Origin of the sequence: Thermomonospora echinospora (assembly GCF_900108175.1) — a bacterium.
In the GTDB taxonomy this organism is placed as follows: Bacteria; Actinomycetota; Actinomycetes; order Streptosporangiales; family Streptosporangiaceae; genus Thermomonospora; species Thermomonospora echinospora.
Genome location: NZ_FNVO01000026.1, coordinates 53,454 through 77,324, shown reverse-complemented (window position 1 = coordinate 77,324; position 23,871 = coordinate 53,454). Strand labels below are relative to the sequence as shown.

Annotated in this window: 24 protein-coding genes; 14 read left to right on the top strand and 10 right to left on the bottom strand. The window is 69.3% G+C overall.

Translation table 11 applies throughout. The features are described from left to right. Positions 1 to 64: 64 nt before the first annotated feature. On the bottom strand, positions 65 to 2,152 hold the full coding sequence (locus C4U03_RS34705; RefSeq protein ID WP_146087628.1) for a right-handed parallel beta-helix repeat-containing protein: 2,088 nt from the start codon (positions 2,150 to 2,152) through the stop codon (positions 65 to 67). A gap of 173 nt (positions 2,153 to 2,325) precedes the next feature. Next, on the bottom strand, positions 2,326 to 2,991 hold the full coding sequence (locus C4U03_RS34700) for a TetR/AcrR family transcriptional regulator (protein ID WP_103944048.1): 666 nt from the start codon (positions 2,989 to 2,991) through the stop codon (positions 2,326 to 2,328). A gap of 90 nt (positions 2,992 to 3,081) precedes the next feature. On the opposite strand from C4U03_RS34700, the gene C4U03_RS34695 reads away from it, so the two are divergent. The 4 genes from C4U03_RS34695 (at position 3,082) to C4U03_RS34680 (ending at position 7,969) form a co-directional block, all read left to right on the top strand. Continuing rightward, positions 3,082 to 4,227, top strand: coding sequence for an acyl-CoA dehydrogenase family protein (locus C4U03_RS34695; protein ID WP_103944047.1), 1,146 nt, complete (start codon positions 3,082 to 3,084; stop codon positions 4,225 to 4,227). Between the two features lie 245 nt (positions 4,228 to 4,472). After that, positions 4,473 to 5,684 carry an acyl-CoA dehydrogenase family protein gene (locus C4U03_RS34690; RefSeq protein WP_103944046.1) on the top strand — a complete coding sequence of 404 codons (1,212 nt, stop codon included), beginning with the start codon at positions 4,473 to 4,475 and terminating at the stop codon, positions 5,682 to 5,684. A 38-nt stretch (positions 5,685 to 5,722) separates the two neighbouring features. Beyond that, positions 5,723 to 6,841, top strand: coding sequence for an acyl-CoA dehydrogenase family protein (locus C4U03_RS34685; RefSeq protein WP_160147198.1), 1,119 nt, complete (start codon positions 5,723 to 5,725; stop codon positions 6,839 to 6,841). Positions 6,842 to 7,219: 378 nt separating this feature from the next. After that, the gene (locus C4U03_RS34680) at positions 7,220 to 7,969 is read left to right on the top strand and encodes a FadR/GntR family transcriptional regulator (RefSeq protein ID WP_146087627.1); all 750 of its coding nucleotides are present in this window, start codon (positions 7,220 to 7,222) and stop codon (positions 7,967 to 7,969) included. Positions 7,970 to 7,978: 9 nt separating this feature from the next. Here C4U03_RS34680 and C4U03_RS34675 read toward each other — a convergent pair whose 3' ends face one another. After that, positions 7,979 to 8,809: an SDR family NAD(P)-dependent oxidoreductase gene (locus tag C4U03_RS34675; protein ID WP_103944043.1), complete on the bottom strand. Its 831-nt coding sequence runs from the start codon at positions 8,807 to 8,809 to the stop codon at positions 7,979 to 7,981. Between the two features lie 102 nt (positions 8,810 to 8,911). Between C4U03_RS34675 and C4U03_RS34670 the strand changes: the two genes are divergently transcribed. Then, positions 8,912 to 9,346, top strand: a complete 435-nt coding sequence (locus C4U03_RS34670; RefSeq protein ID WP_103944042.1) for a MaoC family dehydratase — start codon at positions 8,912 to 8,914, stop codon at positions 9,344 to 9,346. An 8-nt stretch (positions 9,347 to 9,354) separates the two neighbouring features. On the opposite strand, the gene C4U03_RS34665 is transcribed toward C4U03_RS34670, so the two are convergent. From C4U03_RS34665 to C4U03_RS34650, 4 genes are read right to left on the bottom strand one after another with little or no spacing between them, the layout of a single operon-like run. Then, entirely contained in the window at positions 9,355 to 10,134 is a 780-nt protein-coding gene (locus C4U03_RS34665) for an enoyl-CoA hydratase/isomerase family protein (RefSeq protein WP_103944041.1), read from the bottom strand. Next, entirely contained in the window at positions 10,131 to 11,162 is a 1,032-nt protein-coding gene (locus C4U03_RS34660; RefSeq protein WP_103944040.1) for an acyl-CoA dehydrogenase family protein, read from the bottom strand. The genes C4U03_RS34665 and C4U03_RS34660 overlap by 4 nt, the downstream gene beginning before the upstream one ends. After that, positions 11,159 to 12,292, bottom strand: a complete 1,134-nt coding sequence (locus tag C4U03_RS34655; protein ID WP_103944039.1) for an acyl-CoA dehydrogenase family protein — start codon at positions 12,290 to 12,292, stop codon at positions 11,159 to 11,161. The genes C4U03_RS34660 and C4U03_RS34655 overlap by 4 nt, the downstream gene beginning before the upstream one ends. Before the next feature lie 11 nt (positions 12,293 to 12,303). After that, a complete protein-coding gene (locus tag C4U03_RS34650) occupies positions 12,304 to 13,476 on the bottom strand; it encodes a CaiB/BaiF CoA transferase family protein (protein WP_160147197.1) in 1,173 nt (390 codons plus the stop codon). An 84-nt stretch (positions 13,477 to 13,560) separates the two neighbouring features. Between C4U03_RS34650 and C4U03_RS34645 the strand changes: the two genes are divergently transcribed. From C4U03_RS34645 to C4U03_RS34635, 3 genes are read left to right on the top strand one after another with little or no spacing between them, the layout of a single operon-like run. Next, on the top strand, positions 13,561 to 13,974 hold the full coding sequence (locus C4U03_RS34645; protein WP_103944037.1) for a Zn-ribbon domain-containing OB-fold protein: 414 nt from the start codon (positions 13,561 to 13,563) through the stop codon (positions 13,972 to 13,974). Next, positions 13,971 to 15,137 carry a thiolase gene (locus C4U03_RS34640; RefSeq protein ID WP_103944036.1) on the top strand — a complete coding sequence of 389 codons (1,167 nt, stop codon included), beginning with the start codon at positions 13,971 to 13,973 and terminating at the stop codon, positions 15,135 to 15,137. Before C4U03_RS34645 ends, C4U03_RS34640 begins: the two co-directional genes overlap by 4 nt. 14 nt (positions 15,138 to 15,151) lie before the next feature. Beyond that, positions 15,152 to 15,832 (top strand): GntR family transcriptional regulator, encoded by a 681-nt coding sequence (locus C4U03_RS34635; RefSeq protein WP_103944035.1) that lies wholly within the window; start codon positions 15,152 to 15,154, stop codon positions 15,830 to 15,832. Between the two features lie 3 nt (positions 15,833 to 15,835). Here the strand turns inward: C4U03_RS34635 and C4U03_RS34630 are convergent, their stop codons facing one another. Both C4U03_RS34630 and C4U03_RS34625 read right to left on the bottom strand, forming a co-directional pair. Beyond that, the gene (locus tag C4U03_RS34630) at positions 15,836 to 16,462 is read right to left on the bottom strand and encodes a cysteine hydrolase family protein (RefSeq protein ID WP_103944034.1); all 627 of its coding nucleotides are present in this window, start codon (positions 16,460 to 16,462) and stop codon (positions 15,836 to 15,838) included. Next, a complete protein-coding gene (locus C4U03_RS34625; protein WP_160147196.1) occupies positions 16,459 to 16,923 on the bottom strand; it encodes a nuclear transport factor 2 family protein in 465 nt (154 codons plus the stop codon). Before C4U03_RS34625 ends, C4U03_RS34630 begins: the two co-directional genes overlap by 4 nt. 80 nt (positions 16,924 to 17,003) lie before the next feature. Here C4U03_RS34625 and C4U03_RS34620 point away from each other — a divergent pair, with 80 nt between their 5' ends. Further along, positions 17,004 to 17,846 (top strand): LLM class F420-dependent oxidoreductase, encoded by an 843-nt coding sequence (locus tag C4U03_RS34620; protein ID WP_103944032.1) that lies wholly within the window; start codon positions 17,004 to 17,006, stop codon positions 17,844 to 17,846. Positions 17,847 to 18,002: 156 nt separating this feature from the next. Here C4U03_RS34620 and C4U03_RS34615 read toward each other — a convergent pair whose 3' ends face one another. Further along, positions 18,003 to 18,731 carry an SDR family NAD(P)-dependent oxidoreductase gene (locus C4U03_RS34615; RefSeq protein WP_103944031.1) on the bottom strand — a complete coding sequence of 243 codons (729 nt, stop codon included), beginning with the start codon at positions 18,729 to 18,731 and terminating at the stop codon, positions 18,003 to 18,005. A gap of 95 nt (positions 18,732 to 18,826) precedes the next feature. Between C4U03_RS34615 and C4U03_RS34610 the strand changes: the two genes are divergently transcribed. The 5 genes from C4U03_RS34610 to C4U03_RS34590 all read left to right on the top strand — a co-directional run bounded on the left by C4U03_RS34610 (position 18,827) and on the right by C4U03_RS34590 (position 23,859). Then, complete coding sequence (locus tag C4U03_RS34610) at positions 18,827 to 19,996, top strand: thiolase domain-containing protein (RefSeq protein WP_103944030.1); 1,170 nt, start codon at positions 18,827 to 18,829, stop codon at positions 19,994 to 19,996. After that, on the top strand, positions 19,993 to 20,439 hold the full coding sequence (locus C4U03_RS34605; protein WP_103944029.1) for a Zn-ribbon domain-containing OB-fold protein: 447 nt from the start codon (positions 19,993 to 19,995) through the stop codon (positions 20,437 to 20,439). The genes C4U03_RS34610 and C4U03_RS34605 overlap by 4 nt, the downstream gene beginning before the upstream one ends. A gap of 370 nt (positions 20,440 to 20,809) precedes the next feature. Next, positions 20,810 to 21,571: an ABC transporter ATP-binding protein gene (locus tag C4U03_RS34600; RefSeq protein WP_103944028.1), complete on the top strand. Its 762-nt coding sequence runs from the start codon at positions 20,810 to 20,812 to the stop codon at positions 21,569 to 21,571. A gap of 86 nt (positions 21,572 to 21,657) precedes the next feature. After that, on the top strand, positions 21,658 to 22,854 hold the full coding sequence (locus C4U03_RS34595) for an ABC transporter substrate-binding protein (RefSeq protein ID WP_160147195.1): 1,197 nt from the start codon (positions 21,658 to 21,660) through the stop codon (positions 22,852 to 22,854). A 78-nt stretch (positions 22,855 to 22,932) separates the two neighbouring features. Next, complete coding sequence (locus tag C4U03_RS34590; protein ID WP_103944026.1) at positions 22,933 to 23,859, top strand: branched-chain amino acid ABC transporter permease; 927 nt, start codon at positions 22,933 to 22,935, stop codon at positions 23,857 to 23,859. Positions 23,860 to 23,871: the final 12 nt, after the last annotated feature.

Below are 23,871 nucleotides of genomic sequence, written 5' to 3'. Positions count from 1 at the left end.
CAAAAGCCCCGCGATATGGCGGTGGCGGGCCATATCGCGGGGCGTTCGGCCGCGGTGTGCGTACCTAGCGGATCTGCGGGGTGAAGGCGGCCGTTCGGGCGTAGAGCTTGTAGAGCTTGAACGGACCGGAGACCGGCAGACCGCAGGCGTTGTCGAGCACCTTGGTCGCCTTGTCGAGGCTCAGGGTCGCGCCGCGCGCCCCCGGGCTGTCGATCTGGCCGCCCATGAACACCCGCATCTTGGTCAGAATGCGCTTCTGCTGGTCGGCGGTCGCCTCATGCCAGGAGTGGCAGGTGACCTCGGCGAGCAGCGCGTCGTCGATGCGCAGCCCCTTGCCGTGGTCATGGGGGTGCTTGTCCTTTTCCTCGTACCAGCTGCCCGGCGCACGCGGGGCAGCCGCCGTGGAGCCCTTCGGGCGGGTCGGTGACGTGAACCAGGGGCAGGGCCCGCCGGGCTTCAGGTCGGCCATGCAGGTGAGGAGTTCGGCCTCGTTGGCGAGGTTGCCGAAGCCGACGCTCAGCATTGGCGCCTTGCCGTTGGAGCAGTGCGGGAGGTGTTTCGGCGAGGTCTTCACCTTGCCGTTACCCCACCAGCAGTTGCCGACATTGAACGGGAAGGCGTCCCACCAGAAGTCCGTACCGTTGCCCTTCATCGTGTTGCCGTAGAAGTGGTTGCGGTGTGAGGTGGACAGCTTGGCCGGGTCGCACCCGGGCATGGGCTCTGCATCTGGGCCGCAGACGAAGGCGTCGGGCACCGCGAACAGCATGGCCCCGCGGCGCCAGTTGTCGCTGAACGTGTTGTTGCGGATGATGTTGTCGTTGCCGCCGGCGATCCACATCCCGGTTCCCACCGGCACCGGCACGGTGGGCACGACATCGCTGCCCGGCAGGTACGGGTTGAAGTTGTTGGCGAAGAAGTGGTTGTTCTCCACAAGGTCACCCTGCTGCGGGAACCCAGGGTGCCCGGCCGCGGTGAACACGTCCGTGGTGAAGCCCAACCCGTTGTCGTAGAAGTTGTTGTGGTGCAGCCAGGTGGCGTTGCCGTCGGTGCCGGAGTAGCCACTGGTGTTGTGGTGGGAGTCGCAGTAGCGGATCTCCTGGCTGTAGCGCGCCTTCGGGTAGATGCGCTTGTCGCGTCCTGCGTTGGTCTTGGCGCCAGACCCCGGGTAGAGCCCGGAGTCGCCGTTGCCCGCGGCCTCGCAGTTCTGCGTCCGGCCGAAGTCCCCGACGAAGGTCAGCAGGCCGTACTCGCCCGCGTAGAAGGCCTTGAAGCGGTCCAGCAGGTAGCCATTGGTCTCGATCACGTAGACGTTGTGTTCGTTGGCGTGCCGTACCGTGACGTTCCGCAGCACGAAGCCGTCGGCCCGGTCGGCGCGGATGCCGACGTCCTTGACCGAGTTGCGCGGGCCGTGGTTGCCCGACTTAGGGTCACCGGCGTCGACGACCACGTCGTCGGCGCTCACGCCCGAGCCTTCGAGTTGCAGGTTGCAGCGGATGCACTTGCCGAGGTTGGGGATACCGTGCCGGTCGACCCTCGGCGGGTCCGGGTCGGTGCCGCCGCCGGGCGCGCGGCCGTGCACGGCGATCAGGTTCGCGTCGTTCGGGCACATGGTCTCGCCCTTGTAGGAGTACGCGCCCGTGCTCAGCTTGTACGGGTCGCACGCCTTGTCATGGGTGGGCTTGGACCGCGAGGTCGGCTCGGTATAGAGCCCGGGCATCACCACGACCCGGTCGTTGTTGCCGGAGGCGGTCACCGCGGGCTGGATCTCGCGATACCGGCACTGCGCGAACAGCGCCCGGTTGATCCGCCGCAGTTCCCGGGCCTCGGTGGCGCTGAAGCCGCGACGATCGTACGGCCGGATGCTGTAGCCGGACTTGCGCGCCTTCTTGATCGAAGCCTCCAGCCGCTTCAGCGAGTCCGGTCGGCAGACCACGCGGGTTGTGCTGCCCTGTGCCGGCACGATCGCCGACGCTAGGCTGCGCGGCGTGGGCACCTTTCCGCCGGCGCACGGGCTGATCGAGCAGTCGGGTCCGGGAAGCGGCCAATATGACGGGCGCTCGATATGTGCGTCCGCGACCAGCGAACCACAGAGCACCAGCGCGATCGCCGCGGCAACCGTCGCCGACAGTCGGCGGACGAGACGTGTTCCCATGCAGTTCTCCCTCGGCCGGGGGGCATGCGGCCCTAACGCCTGCTTGGTGAACGTAACAAGCCCGGGAAGAACTTGAAAGATCCTCACAATAGCGACCCGGTGGGGAGCCCCGGCAAAGCGTGAAGTGCTCCCTCACCTTGCTGGTGGCCTGGGCGATGGCCGGGGGATTCGGATCACCGCGCGAGAGAGGCTTCGTCGTCTTGGTTCCGGGATGCTCCAGGGCTGTGGCCGACGAGCCGCAGGGCTAGTTCCGCGTAGTCCTCTCCGACGCGCTGTGGGGTCCACGCACCGTCCGCGCGGTACCAACGCGCGACGTCGATGCCCAGGGAGAGCAGGGCGACCGTGGTGGATTCGGGGTCGCGTACGGTGAAGTCGCCGCGCTCGATTCCGGCGAGGACGACGCCGCGGACCGCGTTGTGGGTGTGTCGCCGGAGGGCGGCGATCAGGTCGGCGTGTTCGGGTGTGAGAGCGGCCATCTCGTACTGCACGACTCGGGCCAGGGTGTGGCGCCTGGCGTGCCAGGTGGCGAAGTCCCGGACGATCGCGCGCAGGCGGCCGGGCGGGGTCGCCTCGGAGTCGATGGCGGCGAGCACGACGTCCAGGGCTTCTTGATGACCGTCGCGGGAGATCTGGAAGAGGATCTCTTCCTTGGTCCTGTGGTGGACGTAGACGGCGGCAGGGCTGAGCCCTGCTCTGGCGGCGATCATCCGGGTGCTCGTCCCATGGAAGCCCTTGGTGGAGAAGGAGTCGAGCGCGGCTTCGAGGAGCCGGGCGCGGGTGGGGTCGCCGGTGAACCGGCGGTCGGTCCGCTGTGGGCGCGCACCGTCGTCGGACGTCATGGGATCTCCTGCCTCTTGACGCGCATTCGCCCCATCCTATTGACTAAGCGATCGCTTAGCTAAGCAAGTGCTTAGGCGAGAGGAGAGCGCGTGCGCAGGAACGTCTACGACGACGACCACGAGGTGTTCCGGCAGGCGGTACGAGAGTTCGTCCGGCGTGAGGTCCTGCCTCATGTCGACGACTGGGCCGTGGACAAGGGGCTGCCTCGCAGCTTCTGGCTGGCGGCGGGAAGGCAGGGACTGCTCGGCCTTGAGATCCCGGCCGGCTACGGCGGGTCGGAGGCCGGAGACTTCCGCTTCAACGCCGTCCTCATGGAGGAACTGGCCGCGGTCAACATGGCCCTGCCGTCCTGTGTCGGCATTCACGCGGACATCGTGCCTCCTTACCTGGTGCACCTCGCTTCGCCCGAGGTGCGCAGCGAGTGGCTGCCCAGGCTCAGCACCGGAGAGGCGGTGGCCGCCATGGCCATGACCGAACCCGGTGCCGGATCCGACCTCGGCGCGGTGGCGACCTCCGCCGTGCCCGACGGCGATCATTACCGGATCAACGGCTCGAAGACGTTCATCACCAACGGTCACACCGCCGACCTCATCGTCGTGGCTGCTCGAACCACCCCCGACGCCGGCCCCAAAGGGCTCACCTTGTTCGCCGTCCCCGCCGACACCCCCGGATTCGGGCGCGGTCGCAAACTCGACAAGGTCGGGCAGCCCGAGTCCGACACGGCCGAACTCTTCTTCGAAGACGTGCGCGTGCCGAAGAGCTACATGATCGGTGAGCTCGACCGCGGCTTCATGCACATGATGACCTGGCTGCCCCAAGAGCGTCTCTCGGCGGCGGTGACCAACCTGGCGCACGCCAGGCAGATGGTCGACGAAACCCTCCGCTACGCCACGGAACGCACCGCGTTCGGCCGGCCCGTCGGCGCGTTCCAAGCCAACAAGTTCCTCTTCGCCGACATCGTCACCCGGCTCGACGTGACCCAGGCCTATGTCGATCAGTGCGTCCTCGCGCACACCAGGGGCGAACTGACGCCAGTGGACGCGGCCAAGGCCAAGTGGTGGACCGCGCAGGTGCAAAACGAGGTGCTCGACCACTGTCTCCAACTGCACGGTGGCGCCGGCTACATGAATGAGTACCGCATCGCCCGCGCGTGGCGGGACGCCCGGGTGACCAGGATCTGGGCCGGTTCCAACGAGATCATGAAAGAGATCATCGGCCGCGACCTCGGACTCTGAACCCTCTCACCACCACCGCATCCGCCTGTCCCTGCCGAACGGCCGAGATCACGTGCCCGTGGCGGTCATCGTCGCCACCGCGCGGTGGGGCGGCAGGTGGGGCGTACGACGTGGTCGCCGCGGCCCCCGGCCGATCACCGGTCGCGCGGAATACCGCGTGACTTCGCGTCCGCACCGGCGGTGACAAGCTGAAACAGGACCACGAGGGGTCGCTTCTTACTCTGAAATTTAGTATCATAGTTGTTATGAATAGTCTTCGTGGTCCTGCAGCGGAGGAGTTTCGCGCACGGGTGCGGGAGTTCCTCGCCGCGGAGCTGCCCGCCGACTGGCGTGGCGTCGGCGCCTTGGACGCCGAGGCGGCCGATGCCTTCGCCGAGCGTTGGCGCGTCACGCTCTTCGAGCACGGCTTCCTCGCACCCTCGTGGCCGTCCGAGTACGGAGGCGCCGGGCTGACGCCGCTGGAGCAGGTGGTGCTCGCCGAGGAGTTCGCCCGGGTCGGTGTCCCGACCGGGATCCAGAACGACGTCTTCAGCATCGTGATGATCGGCAACACGCTGCTGCACTGGGGGACCGAGGAGCAGAAGCAGCACTTCCTGCCGCGCATCCTCTCGGGTGAGGACCGGTGGTGCCAGGGTTACTCCGAGCCGGGGGCGGGCTCCGACCTGGCCGGCCTGTCCACCCGAGCCGAACTCGACGGTGACGAGTGGATCATCAATGGGCAGAAGATCTGGACTTCGAGCGGTCACCTGGCCAACTGGATCTTCGTCCTGGCGCGCACCGACCCGGACGCCCCCGCTCACTCGGGCATCTCCCTGCTCCTGGTGCCGATGGACCAGCCGGGCGTCGAGGTCCGGCCGATCCGCAACATGAGCGGCGACTCCGACTTCAACGAGGTGTTCTTCACCGACGCACGCTGTCCGCGTGAGAACGTCGTGGGCGAGGTCAACGGTGGCTGGAAGGTCGCGATGACCTTGCTGGGCTACGAACGCGGAGAGGCCGCCGCGACTCTGCCGATCATGTTCCGGACCGAACTCGACCGGCTCTTCGCCCTGGCGCGGGAGAACGGCGCCGCCGAGGACCCGGTGCTGCGCGACAGGCTGGCCGACGCGTACGTCGGAGTCGAGGTCATGCGTTTCCTGGGGATGTCCTCCCTCGCGCGGTTCCTGGAGGGCCATCCGCCGGGCCCGGACGCGGCCGTCTCCAAGCTCTACTGGAGCGAGTACCACCAGAAGGTCACCGAACTCGCGCTCGATGTGCTCGACGTGGAGTCTCTGGTGGTCCAGGGGCGGCGGCCCACGAACGTCACGATGTTCCAGACCGACGACGTGGGGGCGCCCAACGACAGCGCCTCATGGATCACGACCGCCATGATCTCCAGATCCGGCACGATCTACGCCGGCACCTCCGAGATCCAGAAGACGATCATCGGCGAGAAGCTGCTCGGCCTGCCCAAATGATCCGCCCGCACGAGCCGACCGCACGATCGAAGGAAGCCATGGATCCCACACTCGACGACGCCCAGCGCGCCTACCAGGAGAGCCTTCGTCAGTTCTTCCAGTCCAAGTGGCCCGAGTCCTCGGTGCGCGCCTCCATGGAGGCGCGCACCGAGGAGGAGACGCGGGTGTGGCGGCAACTGGCGCAGCAGCTCGGCGTGGCCGGTCTGACCCTCCCCGAGGAGGTCGGCGGATCCGGCTCCACGCAGATCGAGGCCATGCTGGTGCTGGAGGAGATGGGGCGCGCCCTCTATGGGGGGCCGTACCTGGCTACGGTGGTGCTCGCGGCCAACGCCCTGATGCTCAGCGGCGACGGGGCGGCGGGCAAGGAGTACCTGCCGGCCATCGTGGCCGGTGAGCTCACCGCGACCCTGGCCTTCGCCGGCAACGGCCGTGACCGGTCCAACGCGCCGACGCCGACGGCGCGGCGCACGGCCGGCGGCTGGGTCGTCGCCGGAACGGCTCACCGAGTCATCGACGGTGCGAGCGCGGATCGGATCCTGGTCGAGGCGGACACGGACGAGGGGCGCTCGCTGTTCGTACTCGAGTCCGAGGACGGACTCGTCCGTCGGCAGGTCGAGACCATGGACCAGACCCGGCGGCTCGCGCGACTGGAGATGACCGACGTGCCTGCCCGGCTCCTGTGCGCCGCCGGCGAGGCGGCCGGCGTGCTCGACAGGGTGCGAGCCCTTGCCTGTCTGGCCTTGGCCGCCGAAGCCGTCGGCGGCGCGGCGCGGTGCGTCCAGGAGACCGTCGCCTACGCCAAGGTGCGCCACCAGTTCGGTCGCCCGATCGGGTCGTTCCAGGCGGTCAAGCACCGGTGCGCCGAGATGCAGGTGCGCCTGGAGACCGCGACGGCAGCCGTGCGGCACGGTGCCAGGGTGGCCGTCGATGGAAGTGAGGATCTCGCTCTCCTGGCCTCGGTCGTGAAGGTCCACGCCGCCGAGTCGTACTTCCGGACCGCGGCGGACACGATCCAGCTCTTCGGCGGGATCGGGTTCACGTGGGAGCACTTCGCACATCTGCACTTCAAGCGGGCCAAGGCCACGGAGCTGATGTTCGGTTCCCCGCGCGACCACCGGAGGGCCATCGCGAACACCGTGCTGGCGGTTCGCGGCTGAGCCGGGCCCGCCCGGTCCTCGGCCTCGCCGATGGCGGAGAGGGCGGGTCGGCCGTATGCCGTATCCGGTCGCTCACCACATGGGCGGCGTGCTGCGAGGCGTCCGCGTGCCACGGGCGGCCGGGGCGGTCCCGCCTTTGCCCTGGCCACGTGCTCGCCGGCAAGGGGGTGCGGCAGCCGCCGCCCTGATCACCACACTGCTTTGGAACAGCACGCGCTTCACCAGACGGGTCCGGCCTGATTCCGGACGGCGTCGCCGCGCTTCCTCTCGCGGTGGAGAGCTGTCGCTTTTGTGGGGAATCGCACATGTGTGGTGATCTTTGCGTGGTGTGTGAACGAGAGAGGGCATGAGTAGCCGAACTATGCGTATAATTAGGGGGTGAAGGACGTCGCAATGCCAGCGTTCAGACAGCGCGCCCCCAAGGCTTCCGAGAGGCTGGCGCGCCATCTCGCCACGTCGATCATCGAGGGCGAGTTCGAGGAGGGGGCACGGCTCCCTCACGAGGGTGCGATGCTCGCCCAGCTCCAGGTCGGGCGTGCGACGCTCCGTGAGGCCCTTCGTCTGCTCGAGGTTTGGGGGCTCATCGTCATCAGGACGGGGCCGGGCGGAGGGCCTACTGTTCGGCGTCCGCAACCGGCCGAGTTCGCTGAGCAACTGGCCTTGATGCTGCAGTTCCAGCAGTTCACCTTGGAGGACGTCTCGGACGCCCGGCTGGCCCTGGAGCCGATGATGGCCCGGCTGGCGGCGGAGCGGATTAAGCCCGAGCAAATCGCCGACCTGCGCGACTCGATTGAGATCATGGCGGACAGCTTTGAGGACCCGCAGGAGTTCTGGAAGCAGAATGCCCGTTTCCACTCCGGGGTGGCCGAGGCCGCCGAAAGTCATATCATCAGCATGTTCGTCAACGCCTTGAAGGTCATTGGTGATGGCGCCTCCAGCGGTGTGCCCTACACCAGGAAGGAGTTCGAAGAAATCGTCCGCGCCCACACCAAGATCGTGGACGTTCTGGAGCTGGGCGACGCGAACGCCGCTGCGGAGGCAATGCACCGGCACCTCGACGCGGGACGTCGGTTCGTCGCCGGTAAGTACCCTGCGGCTCTGACCGCCAAGATCCAGTGGCCCGAGTGAGCTCTGCACTCAGATGAAGTTCCGAGGGACGTTGGTGAAACGGTGCTCGTCGCGGCGGAACCAGCCGGGTGAGGCCAGCGTCCCGCCATCGACCCTGATGGTCTGACCCGTCACCCACCGCGCGGCGTCGGAGGCGAGGAACGCCGCCACGTCGCCGTGGTCTTCGGGGGTGCCGAAGCGGCCGAGCGGAACCCAGCGCGGGATCTGGTCGTGGTACTCGGGGCCGATGAGCCGGTGTAGGGGGAACTGGGGGGTGTCGGTGACGTCGGGGGCGATGGCGTTGACGCGGACCCCGTACTGTCCCACCTCGGTCGACAGGCCGGCGGTGAAGTTCAGCACGGCCGCCTTGAGCGCGGCGTAGACGGTGCAGTTGGGCACGCCCCGCAGCCCCTCCACCGAAGAGACATTGATGATCGACCCGCTGCGCCGCTCGATCATCGACGGGAGGAAGGCGCGGGTCACCCGCAGGACGTGCTCGAAGTTCAGCCGGTAGACGGCGGTCCAGTCCTCCTCGCTGGTCTGGGCGAAAGGCCCCCAGGGGCGGTGGTCGCCGACGTTGTTGACCAGCACGTCGAGCCTGCCGCCTGACAACTCTCCCACCGCGCCGCGCATCATCTCGGTGCTGGAGCGCTCGCGGACGTCGGCGACCACTCCGAGCGCCGTGCAGCCGCCCTGAGTCAACTCGGCCACGGTGCGGTCCAGAGCCGTCTCGTCGTTGTCGACCAGCACCACGGCGGCGCCCCGGCGTGCCAGTGCCGTGGCGATTCCGGCGCCGATCCCCGCGGCGCCGCCGGTCACGAGGGCCGTTCTGTCGTCGAGTCGTGTCGCGTCCTGGTCCATCTTCCTGCCTTCCGCCCCTGGCGGCGAGTACGAACTCCCGCAATAATGATAATTATGACAATAGAAACTAGAGGTGCGCAATCCACCCCGGCGACCATCGACATGCGGGATCTGCCGGGCGCCATCGGGCTGGAGCTGGGACCGAGCCCATGGTTGACGATCGACCAGGCACGGATCGACGACTTCGCCCGGGCGACCGGCGACCACCAGTGGATTCACGTCGACGTGGATCGCGCCGCCCGCGGGCCGTTCGGCAGGACGATCGCGCACGGGTACCTGACCCTCTCGATGGTTCCTCAGCTGCTGAGCGAGATCCTCGACGTCACCAACCGTGGCAGCGGGGTCAACTACGGCATCGACAGGGTGCGCTTCATCAGCCCCGTCGTCGAGGGGGCCCGGATTCGGATGCGGGGTCGCCTGACCGAGGCGACCCCGCGAGGTGAGGGCGTCCGGTACCGACTGGAGCTCGTCATCGAGCTGGAAGGCTCACAGCGGCCCGCCATGGTCGGTGAGTTCATCGTTCTCGCGTTGCCCTGAGCCGCCGTTCAGCGACCGACGAACCGGGGCTCGCGACGTTCGAGGCTGGCCGCGATGCCCTCGCGGCTGTCCTCGGTCTCCCAGAGCCTGGCCTGTTCGGCGACCTCGCGCTCAAGGGCCTGGCCGACGGCGTCGGCCAGGCCCGAGCGCAGGGTCTCACGGATCGAGCGGACTGCCAGCGGCGCGCATGCGGCGATCTCGGCGGCCCAGGTGAGGGCCGCGGCGCGCTCGGTGCCGGTGGGCACGATCCTGTCCGCGAGCCCGATCGCGGCCGCCTCCTCTCCCCGGACACGACGCGCGGTGCTCAGCAGGTCGAGTGCACGCTGCGGGCCGACGATGCGCGGCAGGGTGGCCGAGAGTCCGAAGCCCTGGTGGAAACCCAGCCGGGCGAAGTTCGCCTGGAACACCGAGTCCGGGGTCGCCACCCGGAAGTCCGCGGCGCACGCCAGTCCCAGCCCGCCGCCCACGGCCGCCCCCTGGACCGCGGCGACGACGGGTATCTGGACGTGGAACAGGCGCAGGGCCTCGTCGTAGAGGCGGCGGGACTCGATCGCGCGGTCACCGCCGTCGGCCGTCGTGGCGAAGTTCGCGCCGGCGCAGAAGTGCTTCCCCGACGAGCAGAGCACCGCGGCCCGGGTGCGCCCGTCGGACTCCAGTTCGCCCAGGGCATCGGCGATCGCAGCGATCAAGGCGCGGTCGAAGTAGTTCGCCGGAGGGCGATCGATCTCCAGGACGGCGACGGCACCGTCGCGGCGCACGTTGAGATCGGGTGAGGCGGTGTCGGTCATGGCCGTACCTCCGGTCGGTGATCTTCATCGAGCACGGCGGCGGCGAACGACGGTGCCGCCGCCGTCGCCGCCCCCAGCCGCGCGGACAGCGTCAGCGTGTCGCCGCCGTCGCCCCGCCAGCTGTGGAGCCGCCGGGTCAGCAGATGGAGCCGGTACTCCCGGGTCATCCCGATCGCCCCGTGCGCCTGGTGCGCGGCACGGGCCGCGGCCATGGCGTTCTCGTTGGCGACGAGCTTGGCGGCCATGACGTCGAACGCCCTGAGCTGTGGCTGTACGGCGAGCCGTTCGGCCAGCGAGGTGGTCATGACCGCCATCTGCTGCAGTTCCACGAGGTGGGCCTGCACGGCCTGGAACGCGCCGATCGGCTTGCCGAACTGAAACCGCTCGCCGGTGTAGCGCCGGGTCATCTCCGCGGCGGCCTGCAGGGCGCCGGCCATCTGGGACACGCGCAGGAGCGCGGTGCGCAGCACCAGTTCGTCCCTTGGGACGGCGGAGGAGACCCGGGTGACGGCGACCTCGTTGAGGAGGAGCCGATCGCGGGGCTGGCCGGCGAGGTCACGCCCAGAGGCGACCTGGGCGCGCGCCGGGTCCACCACGATGAGATGGCCGTCACCGGTGACGGCCACCACGCGGTCGACCGAGCCGCCCCACGGGACGTCGCGGAGAACTCCGCTCGCATGGCCGGCGTCGTTGACGGTGACGTCGACCGGACCGAGCGGCACCGAGTACGCGTGTGCGGAGTCGATCTCCAAGCCGGATCGGGCCATGACCCAGGCGGCCAGGTGGCTCTCGACGACCGGCAGGTCGACCGCGTGGCGGCCGCACAGGATGGCGATCTGGACCAGATCGGCGAGGTCGCCGCCGGATCCGCCGAGATTCTCCTCGATGTCGACGAGGTGGAGCCCGATTTCCGACAGGGAGTTCCACGTGACGCGGTCGAGGCCGTCCGGCTCGACCGGCACCGCGTCGGAGGGCCAGGTCGATGCGAAGAATCCGGCCAGGGCGCCGGAGACGGACGATGTGCTCATCGGGATACCAGCCCCTTAGCGATCACCGAGCGGAGGATCTCCGTCGTCCCGCCCCGGATGGTCCAGGACGGGGAGACGAGGATGGCGCGTGCGAGCAGCGACTCCCAGGGATCGTCGGAGTCGAGGTCGGGAGTCCTGCCGAAGTGCCGCCGGACGATCTCCACCGACTCCTGCTCGAAGCGGGTGGCCATCTCCTTGACGAGCGCCGCCTCGGCGACCGGTGACTCGCCGGCGTCGACGAGCCTGGCGATCGACAGGCTCATGCCGCGGAACGCCCACAGCCGGGAGACGATACGGCCGAGGTCGACGTGTGCCACGGGCGAGGCGCGTACCTCCGGCGACCGGGCCCACGCCTCCAGGACGGGCATGAGCGACATCCATCGGTCGACCCCGCCGCGCTCCAGGGCGAGCTCGCCGGTGTTCTGGCTCCAGCCGGCGCCCACGTCGCCGAGACGGGCGGTGTCCGGCACGTACACGTCCTCGAAGGAGAGCTCGCAGAAGTGGAGGGTGCCGTCGATGAAGGGGATGGGGGAGATCGTCAGCCCGGCGACGTCGCTTTCCACGATGAACTGGGTCAGCCCGCCGCGCCGGTCCTCCGAGGTGCGGAACAGGCCGAGGACGTGCGTGGCCGTCGCGGCGCCCGAGGTCCAGATCTTGGTGCCGTTGATCAGCCAGCCGTCGCGGTGGCGCACCGCCCTGGCGCGCACGGATGCGAGGTCCGACCCGGAGTCCGGCTCGCTCATCCCGATGGCGAAGGACAGCTCGCCGCGGGCGATCCCGGGCAACAGCCTGCGGCGCTGCTCCTCGGTGCCGTTGCGTGCGATGCTCGGGCCGGACTGGCGATCGGCGACCCAGTGGTAGCCCACGGGAGCGCCCCGGGCCAGCAGTTCCTCGACGACGATCTGGCGCTCGACGGCCGTGCGTCCCCCACCGCCGTACTCGCGGGGGAGCGCCATGCCGACCCAGCCCTGTGCCGCCAGGTCCCGGGAGAACTCCGGGTCGACCTCGCCGGACATCCCCAGTCCCAGGGGGTGGCCGCCGGGGGGCAGCCGGTCGTCGAGGAAGGCGCGGACCTCGCGCTGGAGGGCCCGCTCCTCGGTGCTCAGCGTGGTGGGGACCAGGCTTTTCATGGTTCCTCCGATCAGTGGTGGTCCGCCGGGCCCAGACCCAGCTCGGTCAACACGTCGGCGGTGTCCTGGCCGATCAGCGGCGCATGGCGGCGCAGGGCCGGCTCCGTGCCGTGGAACGTGGCCATGCGGGGGATCACGCGGTAGCCGCCGGCGACGGGGTGCTCGACGACCTCGAGTTCGTCGACGAGGTCCTGCAGGGAGGCGACCCGGGTGGCCGGGATCCCGGTGTTCCGGCAGTAGTCCAGCCACTCGTCGGTCGTGCGGCTCGGCGTGATGCGCCGGATGTCCCTGTAGAGGGAGTCGGAGTTGAGGATCGTGGCGCGTAGGTCGGCGTACCGGGGGTCGTCGGCGGCGCCTTCGACGCCCGCCTCGGTGAAGAGGGCCACGTAGTGCTTCGGATGGTAGGGCAGCAGGTGGACCCAGCCGTCCTTCGTGGGGTGGGGCCGACGCTCGGGTGACAGGACACGGGGGTAGCCGGTCGCGGGACGGCCCGGCGGGGCGATCGGCGGCTGGCTGATCGCCCCGCTGCCGTGCTCGGCGAGCATGAAGGCCGCCATGGCCTGGGCCATCGGGACCTCGATGTGCCGGCCCTGCCCGGTGCGCTGCCGTTCGACCAGTGCCGCGGTGATGGCCTGGGCCATCACCAGCCCGCACACCTTGTCGGCGAAGATCGTCGGCATCAGGGCCGGGGACCCCCAGATCCGCAGCATGATGTCCGAGACGCCGGTGGCCGCCTGGATGATGTCGTCGTAGGCCGGCTCGTTCGCGTGCGGGCTGTCGAGCGGGAAGCCCTGTGCCTGGCAGTACACGATGTCCTCGCGCATCGCGCGGACCGCCGGGTAGTCCAGCCCGAGCCGGGTCAGTGCCCCTGGCCGCATCGTGGAGACCACCACGTCGGAGGACTCGACCAGGCGGCGTACGGCTGTGCGTCCGCCCTCGGACTTCAGGTCGATGACGACGGAGCGCTTGTTGCGCATGAGGTTGAGGGAGATCCCGGAGAGCTCGGGATGCGGTCCCGGACCCATGACGCGGTTGGTGTCACCGCCGGCGGGCTCGACGGTCACGACGTCGGCGCCCTGGTCGGCCAGGATCTGCGTGGCCAGGGGGCCCATCACCACGCGGGTCAGGTCGAGGACGCGGATCCCGTGGAGAGGCCCCCTGACGGGTTCGTCGGCTGTCGTCATCATGTGCACCTTGCTACGAGGGTAGGGCAGGAATGTATTCTTAAATGAATTCATTCGTCAACGCATGTCCCGGGAGGGAGTGGCATGGACAGAGACCTGCCCGGTGTCGCACTCGGCGCCGACCCGGTGGCGACCGCGCCCCATGCGGAGTACCAGGCTCAGCTCGACCGTGAGGTTCTCGCGTTCCAGGCCTGCGGGACCTGCGGGGCCGCGGTCTTCCCGCCACGGTCCCGGTGCCCGCACTGCGGGCGTCCCGAGCTCGGCTGGCGCCGCTCCCGAGGACGCGCCGTGGTGTACTCGGCCACGACGATCGAGCCGCGCGGAGGCGAGCCCTACTGCGTCGCGCTGGTCGACGTCGCGGAGGGATTCCGGATGATGACCAACATCGTCGGCGTCGCGGCGTCCGACGTGCGGATCGGTGATCAGGTCACCCTGCGGTTCGAGCGCCGTGACGACACCGTGATCCCGGTGTTCGGCCCGGCGGAGGAGACCCGATGAACGACGAGCGACGGCTGAGGGGCGGCACGGCGATCGTCGGCGTCGCCGAGTCGGACCTGGGCGAGGTCGGCCCTGACGTGACGGCACTGGATCTCATGGCCCAGGCCGCCGGGCGCGCGCTCGACGACGCCGGCCTGACGATCGGCGAGGTCGACGCCCTGTTCGCTCACTCCGCCTTCTTCCCGATGCCGACCGTGGTCCTGGCCGAGCACCTCGGCATTCGCCCCCGCCACAGCGACAGCACCGCGACGGGCGGGAGTTCGTTCGTCGCCCATCTGCGCCACGCGGCGGCCGCGATCGACGCCGGTCTGTGCGAGGTCGCGCTGATCGCCTACGGCAGCACCCAGCGTTCCGCCTCCGGCGGCCTGATCTCGTCGGGACGGTCTTTCCTCCCCTCCTACGAGACGCCGTTCCGGCCCCGCCTTCCCGTCTCGGCGTACGCGCTTGCCGCGGCGCGGCACATGCACCAGTTCGGCACCACACGGGAACACCTCGCCGAGGTGGCCGTCGCCGCGAGGCGCTGGGCCCGGCTGAACCCGGCGGCCTTCGCCCGTGACGAGCTGAGCATCGACGACGTGCTCGGATCACGGATGGTCTCCTCGCCGTTGACGGTGCGCGACTGCTGCCTGGTGACCGACGGGGGCGGCGCCGTCGTGGTCACCTCGGCCGAGCGCGCCCGGGACCTGCGCCGGCCACCGGTGTACTACCTCGGCGCCGCCGAGGCCCACTGGCACATGAACATCTCCCAGGCGCCCGACCTGACGCTCACCGCCGCCTCGCAGACCGGTCCCAGGGCCTTCGAGCTGGCCGGGCTCCGGCCGGCGGACGTCGACGTGGTACAGCTGTACGACGCCTTCACGATCAACGTGCTGCTCTTCCTGGAGGATCTCGGATTCTGCGAGAAGGGGGCGGCCGGCGACTTCGTCGCCGGGGGAGGGATCGCCCCCGGCGGGCACCTTCCGGTGAACACCAACGGCGGCGGGCTGTCCTACTGTCATCCTGGGATGTACGGGATCTTCCTGCTGATCGAGGCGGCTCGGCAACTGCGTGGCGAGGCGGGCGACCGGCAGGTGGCCGACGCCCGCGTCGCCCTGGTGCACGGCAACGGCGGCATGCTGTCGAGCCAGGTGACCGCGTTGCTGGGCGACGCCTCGGTGCTGTGAAAGGAGGGGCGGACATGACCGCGTCCGCTTCGCCGGCGGCCGGCGGAGACGGTCTCGACGGTGGGGAAGGGTCCTGCCTGGCCCGGATCCGTCAGCTGGTGCTGACCGGGCAACTGCTGCCCGGTCAGAAGGTGAACCAGGGGGAGATCGCCGCCCGGCTGGGAGTCAGCCGGGTTCCGGTCCGGGAGGCCCTGGCGGCCCTGCGCTCGGAGGGGCTCATGGAGTCCCGCGCCAACACCGGGTTCACGGTGGTGCGCCCGACCGTGGACGACCTCGTCGAGATCTACTTGATGCGCAATCTACTCGAGAGCGAACTGCTGCGGTCGGTGGACCTGGCCGCGGTCGATGTCGAGCTGCTGGAACGCGTCAACGGCGAGATGGCACGGCTCGACCCGGTGGTCTCCTTCGAGGCCTATCGGCTCGCCAACGAGCGCTTCCACTTCGCGATCTTCGACCGCGCCTCGCTGCGGCTGGTGCGTCGAGAGGTGGGCCGGCTCTGGACGCTCTCGGAGTTCTACCGCTCCATCTACATCCATGGCGAAGGGGCGCACCAGCGCGTGATCGAGGATCACGTGCGCATCATCGACGCGGTGCGGCGCCGTGACCACGAGGCGTTGGTCGCCGTCAGCACCGAGCACCGCGGCGAGACGGAGATCTCGATGTCCAGGGTGCTCGGTCGCCGTTCCGGCGGCTGAACCTCAGCGGCGGCCGATCGCCGCGATGACGTCGTCGGTGGTCGAGATCGTCGCGAGCGCCGGCAGGACGTGCGTGAAGGTGAAGCGCTGCACCTCGTCCGAGGTCCCCGCGGTGGCGTCCTCGACGACGACCACGGGGAGGCCGCGGTTCACCGCCTCGACGGTCGTGCCGGGGATCGCGACATTGGTCGAGATCCCCACCAGCACCACGGTGTCGACGGCGCGTTCGCGCAGGGCGGCTCCGAGACCGCTGCGGAAGAACGCCGTCATCCCGGTCCGCCGGGGGAACAGCAGGTCGCCTTCGTGTGGCCGCAGGCCTGGGTGGATCAACGGGAGCGGCGTGCCCTCCTTGAACTCGTCCCGGCGCCGCGTGTGCGCGGCCAGGGGCGACGACAGGTCGAAGCCGGCCCAGTCGGCCGCCGGTTCGATGGTGGCGTGGGCCACCGGGAGCCCGGCCGACCTGAAGGAGCCGGCGAGGCGGGCGATCTTCGAGACGATGTCGCGTTCCGCCGCCTGCCGGGCCAGCCCGGCCATGGTGGTCGCGTACTCCGGATTGATCAGCCCGTTCTGGCACTCGGAGACGAGCAGGGCCGGGGTTCGTCCGGTGCCCAGCCAGCGGTCGAGGCTCATGCGCGCGCCTCGGTCCCGCGTGCCGCCTCGTGGCGATCCAGCCACCCTCCCGGGGTGCGCCCCTCCAACTGCAACAGGCGGTGCGTGATCTGCCAGGAGTCCCCGGTCTTGCGCAGCGTGTCACGGTAGCGGCCCCAGTGGTCCGGGCCGATCTCGGTGACGGCCAGGAAATAGGCCGTCGTGCGTGCCTGGGTCGCCGAGGTCAGCTCGATGTGGATGCTCGAGAGGTGGTGTCGCAGCGTGGGTGCCGCCATGTGCCGGCGGATGCTGCGGCCGGCGCTCTCGAAGTACGCCCGGATCTCGTCTCGCCCGCGGCATACGGGGTCGCCGGTGGGTTCCATGACCGCGTCCTCGGCGAACAGTTCGAGCATGCGGTCGGTCCGGCCGCCGTCGGCGCAGTGGACGTATTCGATGAGCAGGCTGCGGATCTCCTCCCGGGAGATCACCTCAGGCTCGAGCACCACGACTCCTCACACGGTCGGCGCCAAGTAGAGTATTTATGATACTATTATGCATAGTTCGGTCTGGCAATGAGGTGACCATGCACATCGGCATCATGATGTTCTCCACCGATCAGACGGTTCAGCCCGCGCCGCTGGCCCGCCTGATCGAGGAGCGGGGCTTCGAGGCGATGTTCCTGCCCGAGCACAGCCACATCCCGGCGACACGGACGACGCCGTACCCGAGGGGCGGGGAGCTTCCGCCGGAGTACTACCGCACGCATGACATGTTCGTCGGCCTGGCCGCCGCCGCGACCGCCGCCCCACGGCTGACGATCGGCACCGGCATCACGGTCGTGCCGCAGCACGACCCGATCTATCTCGCGAAGCTGGTCGCGAGCCTGGACCATGTGGCCGAGGGGCGCCTGGTGTTCGGCATGGGCTTCGGCTGGAACGCCGACGAGATCGAGGACCACGGCGTCGTCTTCAAGGAGCGGCGCGAGGTCGCGCGGGAGAAGATGCTCGCGATCCGCCGGCTCTGGACCGAGGAACTGGCCTCCTTCGAGGGGAAGTACGTCAACTTCGGCCCGTCTTACATGTGGCCCAAGCCGGTGCAGCGGCCGGGACCGCCGGTGGTCATCGGCGGCGCCGCCGGTCCCAAGCTCTTCCGCCACATCGCCGAGTACGCCGACGGATGGGCACCGATCGGCCCGCGCACGATCATGGAGGGACTGCCCGACCTGCGGCGGGCCTTCGAGGACGCCGGCCGCGATCCGGCCGCGATCCGACTGCACGCGTTCGACCACCGCAGTGAGCCGAGCCTCGTGGAGCACTACGCGAACCTGGGCGTGGAGCGCCTGGTGATCAACATCGCGCCGCTGCGGCAGGGTGAGCTGGAGCGCACGCTCGACGAGCTGGCGCCTCTGGTCGACCTGGTGGCCTGACCTTCCGGCCCGAGCGGGCCTGCTCCCGGCCTGCTCTCGGGCCTGTTCCCGGGGCGGACCCGCTCGGCGGCTCCCGGCGGCTCGTGACGGCGGATCATCACGAGGGGATCGGGGGCGGCTGCGGACGGCCGCCGTGAAACGGTGACGGGATCCGGCTCAGGCCGCCGTGTGCCCCCCGTCAACGACGAACTCCGCTCCAGTGACGAAAGAGGCCTCGTCGCTGGCCAGGAACGCGATGACCGCGGCGACCTCTTCGGCGGTGCCGAGGCGGCCGGAGGGCGTCGTTGCGATGATCCGATCGCGCCTGTCCTTGAGCAGCGGGGTGTCGATGAAGCCGGGGTGCACCGAGTTGACGCGCACGCCCTCGGGCCACCAGGCCACGGCGGTGTTCTTGGTGAGGATCCGTACGGCGCCCTTGGCGGCGTGGTAAGCCGGGCTGCTGCCGATGCCGCCGATGATCCCGTAGACCGAGCTGACGTTGACGACGGCGCCGTTCCCGGTGGCCTTCAGCGCCTGGCTCGCGGCCCGCTGGCCGAGAAAGACGCTCGTCTGCGTGATCGCGATGACACGGTCCCAGGTCTCGGTCGTGGTCTCCTCGATCGTGTCGTAGTGGCCCACGCCCGCGTTGTTCACGAGGATGTCGAGCCGGCCGAAGCGATCCGTGGCGGCCGCGACGGCCGCCGCCCAGGACTCCTCGTCGGCGACGTCGAGATGGACGAAGGCCGCTCGGTCGCCGATGCGGCCGGCGAGTTCGGCGCCGAGCGCGTCCTGGATATCGGCGATCACGACGGAGCCGCCTTCGTCCACGATGCGCCGCGCGGTGGCCGCGCCGATCCCGCTGGCCCCGCCCGTGACGAGCGCGACCCGTCCGGTGAACCGACCCATGGAGCCCTCCTTCGCAGCGAGATCCCCTGATCTCGGCTTTCTATGACTATAGTAATGATAAATCGTACGATGTCTTCCGACTGATGGGGTGATCCATGCGCAGCCTGAACGGGGCAGCCGTGATCGTGGGCGCCTATGAACACCCGGGACGCCGTCTCCCGGGCCGCACACTCGCTCAGGTTCACCGCGAGGTCGTCACGGGAGCGCTGGCCGACGCCGGGCTCGGCCCCGAGGACGTCGACGGTTTCTTCTGCGACTCCTCGGCTCCGGGCTATGGCGCGATCGACCTGATGCAGTACCTCGGGCTGCGCTGCACCTACACCGAATCCGGAGAGATGGGCGGCGCCAGCTACATCGCCTACGTCGGGCACGCGGCGGCGGCGATCGCCGCGGGCAAGTGCCGTGTCGCGGTCATCTCCCTGGCCGGACTGCCCAGTCACCGCCGGCCGCCGGCGCCGCCGGAGACCCCGTCGCCCGCCGTGGCGTTCCAGGTGAACGGGTACCAGGGTGGTTACGGGCCGGTCGCCGACTACGCGTTGCTCGCACGACGCCATATGCATGACTTCGGCACCACGCCGGAGCAGCTCGCCTGGGTGAAGGTGGCCTCCTCCCGGCATGCGGCGCACAACCCGAACGCCTTCCTGACCGATGTCGTGACCGTCGACGACGTCCTCGGCTCACCACTCATCGCCGACCCGCTCCACCGTCTTGACTGCTGCGTGGTCACCGACGGGGGAGGTGCCCTCGTGGTCGTGCACCCCGACGTCGCCGCGTCACTCGGGCGAACCGGCGCCGTGCTGCGCGGTCACGGCGAGAGCCACAAGACCTCGTTCGCCGGCGAGGTGGACCTGACGTATTCGGCGAATCGGCGATCCGGGGAGTTGGCCTACGCCGAGGCGGGCGTCGGTCCGGCCGACATCGACTACGCCTCCCTCTACGACTCCTTCACGATCACCGTCCTCCTGGCGCTCGAGGACCTCGGCTTCTGCGAACGGGGCGAGGGCGGGCGGTTCGTGGAGGACGGTGGCCTGGTCAGCGGCTCGGGACGGCTGGCGGTCAACACCGACGGCGGTGGCCTGTCGAACAACCACCCGGGGAACCGCGGAGGGATGACCAAGGTCATCGAGGCGGTGCGCCAGCTCCGCGGCGAGGCGCATCCCGCCGTACAGGTGCCCGGCTGCCGGCTCGCGCTCGCCTCCGGTACCGGATTCCGCCTGGGCGCCAACCACTACAGCTCGACCATCATCCTGGAGCGCACCGCATGAGCGAGTACTACGCGGCCGGACTTCCGACGCCATCGCCCGAGGTCGACCCCGAGACCGAGCCGTACTGGGCTGCGGCGGAGCGCGGTGAGCTGGTGCTTCCGCACTGCCAGTCGTGCCGGCGGCCCTTCTGGTACCCGCGCGGCTTCTGCCCGCGGTGCGGTGGCGCAGACCTGCGGTGGAGCGTTTCCGACGGGTACGGGACAGTGCACACCTACTCTGTCGTCCGCCGGGCCGGTGGCGTCTGGGCCTCGAAGGTGCCGTTCGTCCTGGCGTTGGTCACGCTCGACGCCGGAGTCACCGTGCAGGCCAACGTCATCGACTGCTCGGCCGAGCAGTTGGCCATCGGTCTGCGGGTGGCCGCCGTGTTCGAGCGTGCCGAGTCCACGGACCTGCCTGTGCTGCGTTTCGCCCCCTTGCGGGAGCCGGAGGTCGAGAGCCCCTAACCAGGCGATCACTTCTGTTCTCTGGAGCCGGGCTTGCCCGTCCGGCCTCCCATGACGGTCCGCGCGTGCGGGCGCTAAGGCCGCCGAGCCGGTACGAGCCCGGTCGACCGAGGTCGACCGGGCTCCGGGCGCTGGGCCCGTCAGCCAGAGGGCGCCGAACCTGGCGGGGCCGGCCGGTGCTCGTGGCAGTGCCTGCTCACGGTGACTTCGCCCCGCTCTGACCGCGCCGTCCGTGCAGACGCGGGCGGTCCTCGAAAAATTCTTGGACAGCTACTCGGCTAATCATGCTAAGTATGATACTACTTAGCGAAATGTGAGGCAGCTTACATTCGGAGCCCGGAGGCGGGTGGGCGAGAGGAGTCCGGCTGAGATGGCTCAGGTCGATGGTCGGATCACGGGTGGCGATGGCACATCGTCCGCCGGTGCGGCAGCACTCGAGGTGGTCGGTGTCACCGCCGGCTACGGCGCGCACACCGTTCTGCGGGACGTGTCGCTCGCGGTTGGCGACGGCGAGGTCGTGACGCTGCTCGGGCACAACGGCGCTGGCAAGTCCACCTTGCTGCGCGCGATCGCCGGTGCGCTGGACGTCGAGCGGGGGGACATCCGCTTCGCGGGCGTCAGCCAGCTCGGCCGCGGCGCGGCCCGCATCGCCCAGGACGGCATTGCACTGGTGCCTCAGGGCCGGGGAATCTTCCCGACCCTGAGCATCGGGGAGAACCTGCGGCTGGGGGCCGGTGTGGCCCGCAACGTGACCGACCGGACACGGGTGACCCTCGACTTCGTGCTCGAACTGTTCCCCGCGCTGGCCGACCGGCTCCACGAGGACGCCGGCACGCTGAGCGGCGGCCAGCAGCAGATGGTCGCCATCGGCACGGCGCTGATGGCCAGCCCCAAGTTCCTGCTCCTCGACGAGCCCTCGACGGGCCTGGCCCCGGTGCTCGTCCAGACCATGCTCGCCCAGATCCGCTCGGTCCACCGTGAGCTGGGGATCGGCGTTCTGATCGTCGAGCAGAACATCCACGAGGCGCTGCGCATCTCGGACCGCGCCTACGTCCTGAGACTCGGGGAGATCGTGAGGGAAGGACCGGCATCGACGCTCCTGGACGCCCCTGACATCTGGGGCCTCTTTTGACCGTTCGACACGGCTGAGCCGTTGTAAGCACCACCGAGATAGGAACACCCATGCGTTTGATTCGACCGGCTCAGGTCGTTGCCCTCGTGGCAGCGCTGGCACTGGCGACAGCGTGCACCACGTCCAACGAATCCACCGGCTCCGAGACCACCGGAATCCAGGGCGCGACGGGCAAGGCCGAGACCGCCGCGAAGACCTACAAGCTCGGACTCGGACTGCCACTGACCGGCTCGGCCGCCTCCTACGGCGAGGAGTACCGCGCGATCGTCGAGATGGGCATCGAGAAGACCAACCGGGACTTCGCCGCCGACGGCATCAAGATCGAGCTCGTCACGGCCGACACCCAGGCGACGGCCGAGGGCGGCGTGAACGCCGCGAACAAGCTCGGAGCCGTTGAGAAGGCGCCCGCGATCCTGACCGGATGGGGAACGGTCGTCCAGGCCTCGATGCCGATCGCCGAGGACCTCGGGTTCGCGCTGCTGAACGCCGGCGTCCAGACCTCCTCCTTGGTTGGCGCGAGCCCCAACCTGGTCAACCTGCTGCCGATGAACAACTCCATGTTCGCCGACTACGCCTCGCACCTCACCAAGACGCTCGGGTACAAGAAGTTCGCCTACGTCGCGATCGACACCGACACCGGCCGGGCGGCGGCGGGGGAGTTCGCCAATGCCGTCAAGGCCCAGGGCGGTGAGATCGTGGCGACCGAGTCGATCCGGCAGGACGCCACGGACGCCACGGCCCAGATCGCGAAGATCAAGGCGGCCAACCCCGACTTCCTCTACGTGCACGCGCTGCTCGTCGACGGCGCGTCCATCCTGAAGGCGGCGCGCGAGGCCGACCTGAAGTCCGTCATCGGCACCTACAACGCGGTCGCCGAGAGCAAGGTCATCCGCGAGGCGGGCCAGGAGAAGAGCAACGGCATGCTCTATGTGTCGCACCTGCCCAAGGACGTCGACGGAACGCGCGAGCTGCTCAAGTCCCTGCAGGAGTCGCACCCGAAGATGGTCATCGCGAACCAGTCCTACGACCCCTACTGGTACGCCACCCCGTTCCTCTACGCACAGGTGATCAAGAAGCTGCGCGCGCAGGGCGCGCCCGTCACCGGCGGGAACGTCCTGGCCGTACTGCGCGAGGCCAAGGACCTGAACGTGCCGATCATCGGCCCGGTGGACCTGACCAACAAGCTCACCTACAAGGCCCCGACCACGATCCGTCAGATCAAGGACTGGAAGGCCGACCCACTGGAGGACGAGACCGTCGCGTCCGTCAGCAGCGGCGGCTGAGCCGCTCGACCATGCCCGCGCCGCGCCGCCGTGGCGCGGCGCGGGCCGCCCCCACCGTCTGACGAGAGAGGCCGAACCATGGACCTCCTGATCGTGCTCATCAAGACGGGCCTGGTGATGGGCCTGTTGTACGGACTGTTCGCGTACGGTCTGAGCCTGATCCTCGCTGTCAACAAGGTGTTCCATGTGGCCCAGGGAGCGACCTTCGTGCTCTCCGCCTACGCCTTCCTGACACTGGGGACGACCTACGAACTCCCGCTGGCCGTCGCCTTCCTCGGAGCGATGCTCGCGGCCACCGCCGCCGCGACGGGGATGCAGTACCTCGTGTACCGGCCGTTGGCCAGACGCAACGCCGACCCGACGGTCGTGCTGGTCGCCTCGCTCCTCCTGGTGGCGTTCACCCAGTACGTGATCGAACTGGTGTGGGGCGCCGGAGTGGTGGCGGTCAAGGCGCCCGAGTGGTTCGCGTGGTCCACCACGGTGCTCGGGCTGCGGCTGGAGGCCTATGACCTCAGTGTCCTGGTCATGAGCCTGCTGATCTTCGCCCTGATGCACTGGTTCCTCACCCGGACCCGTCCGGGGCTGGAGTTCAGGGCGGTGGGAGACAACCCCGAGCGCGCCAGGGCCCTGGCGATCGACCTCGACCGGGTGTTCCTGCGGTCCATGATCCTGGGGTCGGTGCTCGTCGTGCCGGCGGCCGTGCTGCTGTCGCTCAAGGCGCCGATCCACCCGAGCATGGGGTTCGACCTACTGCTGAAGGCCGTGATCGCCCTGACGATCGGTGGCATGGGGCGCATGAGCGGCGCTCTCATCGGCGGCGTCCTGGTCGGCTTGACCGAGGCGCTCCCGCCGTTCTGGCTGCCCACCGAGTGGGGCGAGTTCGTCCTGTTCATCGTGGCGCTCGCCTTCGTCATCTTCCGCCCGACCGGTCTGGTGGGCAACAAGCGCAAGCCACGTAAGTCCCGCAAGTCCGCCGTGGCCGTGGCTACGCCGACGACCGCCTGACCACGCAGACGT

Bases quoted from the DNA above. Each gene is read 5' to 3' on its own strand.
- C4U03_RS34705 (WP_146087628.1), bottom strand. From the start codon at position 2,152: ATGGGAACACGTCTCGTCCGCCGACTGTCGGCGACGGTTGCCGCGGCG.
- C4U03_RS34700 (WP_103944048.1), bottom strand. From the start codon at position 2,991: ATGACGTCCGACGACGGTGCGCGCCCACAGCGGACCGACCGCCGGTTC.
- C4U03_RS34690 (WP_103944046.1), top strand. From the start codon at position 4,473: ATGAATAGTCTTCGTGGTCCTGCAGCGGAGGAGTTTCGCGCACGGGTG.
- C4U03_RS34685 (WP_160147198.1), top strand. From the start codon at position 5,723: ATGGATCCCACACTCGACGACGCCCAGCGCGCCTACCAGGAGAGCCTT.
- C4U03_RS34675 (WP_103944043.1), bottom strand. From the start codon at position 8,809: ATGGACCAGGACGCGACACGACTCGACGACAGAACGGCCCTCGTGACC.
- C4U03_RS34670 (WP_103944042.1), top strand. From the start codon at position 8,912: ATGCGGGATCTGCCGGGCGCCATCGGGCTGGAGCTGGGACCGAGCCCA.
- C4U03_RS34665 (WP_103944041.1), bottom strand. From the start codon at position 10,134: ATGACCGACACCGCCTCACCCGATCTCAACGTGCGCCGCGACGGTGCC.
- C4U03_RS34660 (WP_103944040.1), bottom strand. From the start codon at position 11,162: ATGAGCACATCGTCCGTCTCCGGCGCCCTGGCCGGATTCTTCGCATCG.
- C4U03_RS34655 (WP_103944039.1), bottom strand. From the start codon at position 12,292: ATGAAAAGCCTGGTCCCCACCACGCTGAGCACCGAGGAGCGGGCCCTC.
- C4U03_RS34650 (WP_160147197.1), bottom strand. From the start codon at position 13,476: ATGACGACAGCCGACGAACCCGTCAGGGGGCCTCTCCACGGGATCCGC.
- C4U03_RS34645 (WP_103944037.1), top strand. From the start codon at position 13,561: ATGGACAGAGACCTGCCCGGTGTCGCACTCGGCGCCGACCCGGTGGCG.
- C4U03_RS34640 (WP_103944036.1), top strand. From the start codon at position 13,971: ATGAACGACGAGCGACGGCTGAGGGGCGGCACGGCGATCGTCGGCGTC.
- C4U03_RS34635 (WP_103944035.1), top strand. From the start codon at position 15,152: ATGACCGCGTCCGCTTCGCCGGCGGCCGGCGGAGACGGTCTCGACGGT.
- C4U03_RS34630 (WP_103944034.1), bottom strand. From the start codon at position 16,462: ATGAGCCTCGACCGCTGGCTGGGCACCGGACGAACCCCGGCCCTGCTC.
- C4U03_RS34620 (WP_103944032.1), top strand. From the start codon at position 17,004: ATGCACATCGGCATCATGATGTTCTCCACCGATCAGACGGTTCAGCCC.
- C4U03_RS34615 (WP_103944031.1), bottom strand. From the start codon at position 18,731: ATGGGTCGGTTCACCGGACGGGTCGCGCTCGTCACGGGCGGGGCCAGC.
- C4U03_RS34610 (WP_103944030.1), top strand. From the start codon at position 18,827: ATGCGCAGCCTGAACGGGGCAGCCGTGATCGTGGGCGCCTATGAACAC.
- C4U03_RS34605 (WP_103944029.1), top strand. From the start codon at position 19,993: ATGAGCGAGTACTACGCGGCCGGACTTCCGACGCCATCGCCCGAGGTC.
- C4U03_RS34600 (WP_103944028.1), top strand. From the start codon at position 20,810: ATGGCTCAGGTCGATGGTCGGATCACGGGTGGCGATGGCACATCGTCC.
- C4U03_RS34590 (WP_103944026.1), top strand. From the start codon at position 22,933: ATGGACCTCCTGATCGTGCTCATCAAGACGGGCCTGGTGATGGGCCTG.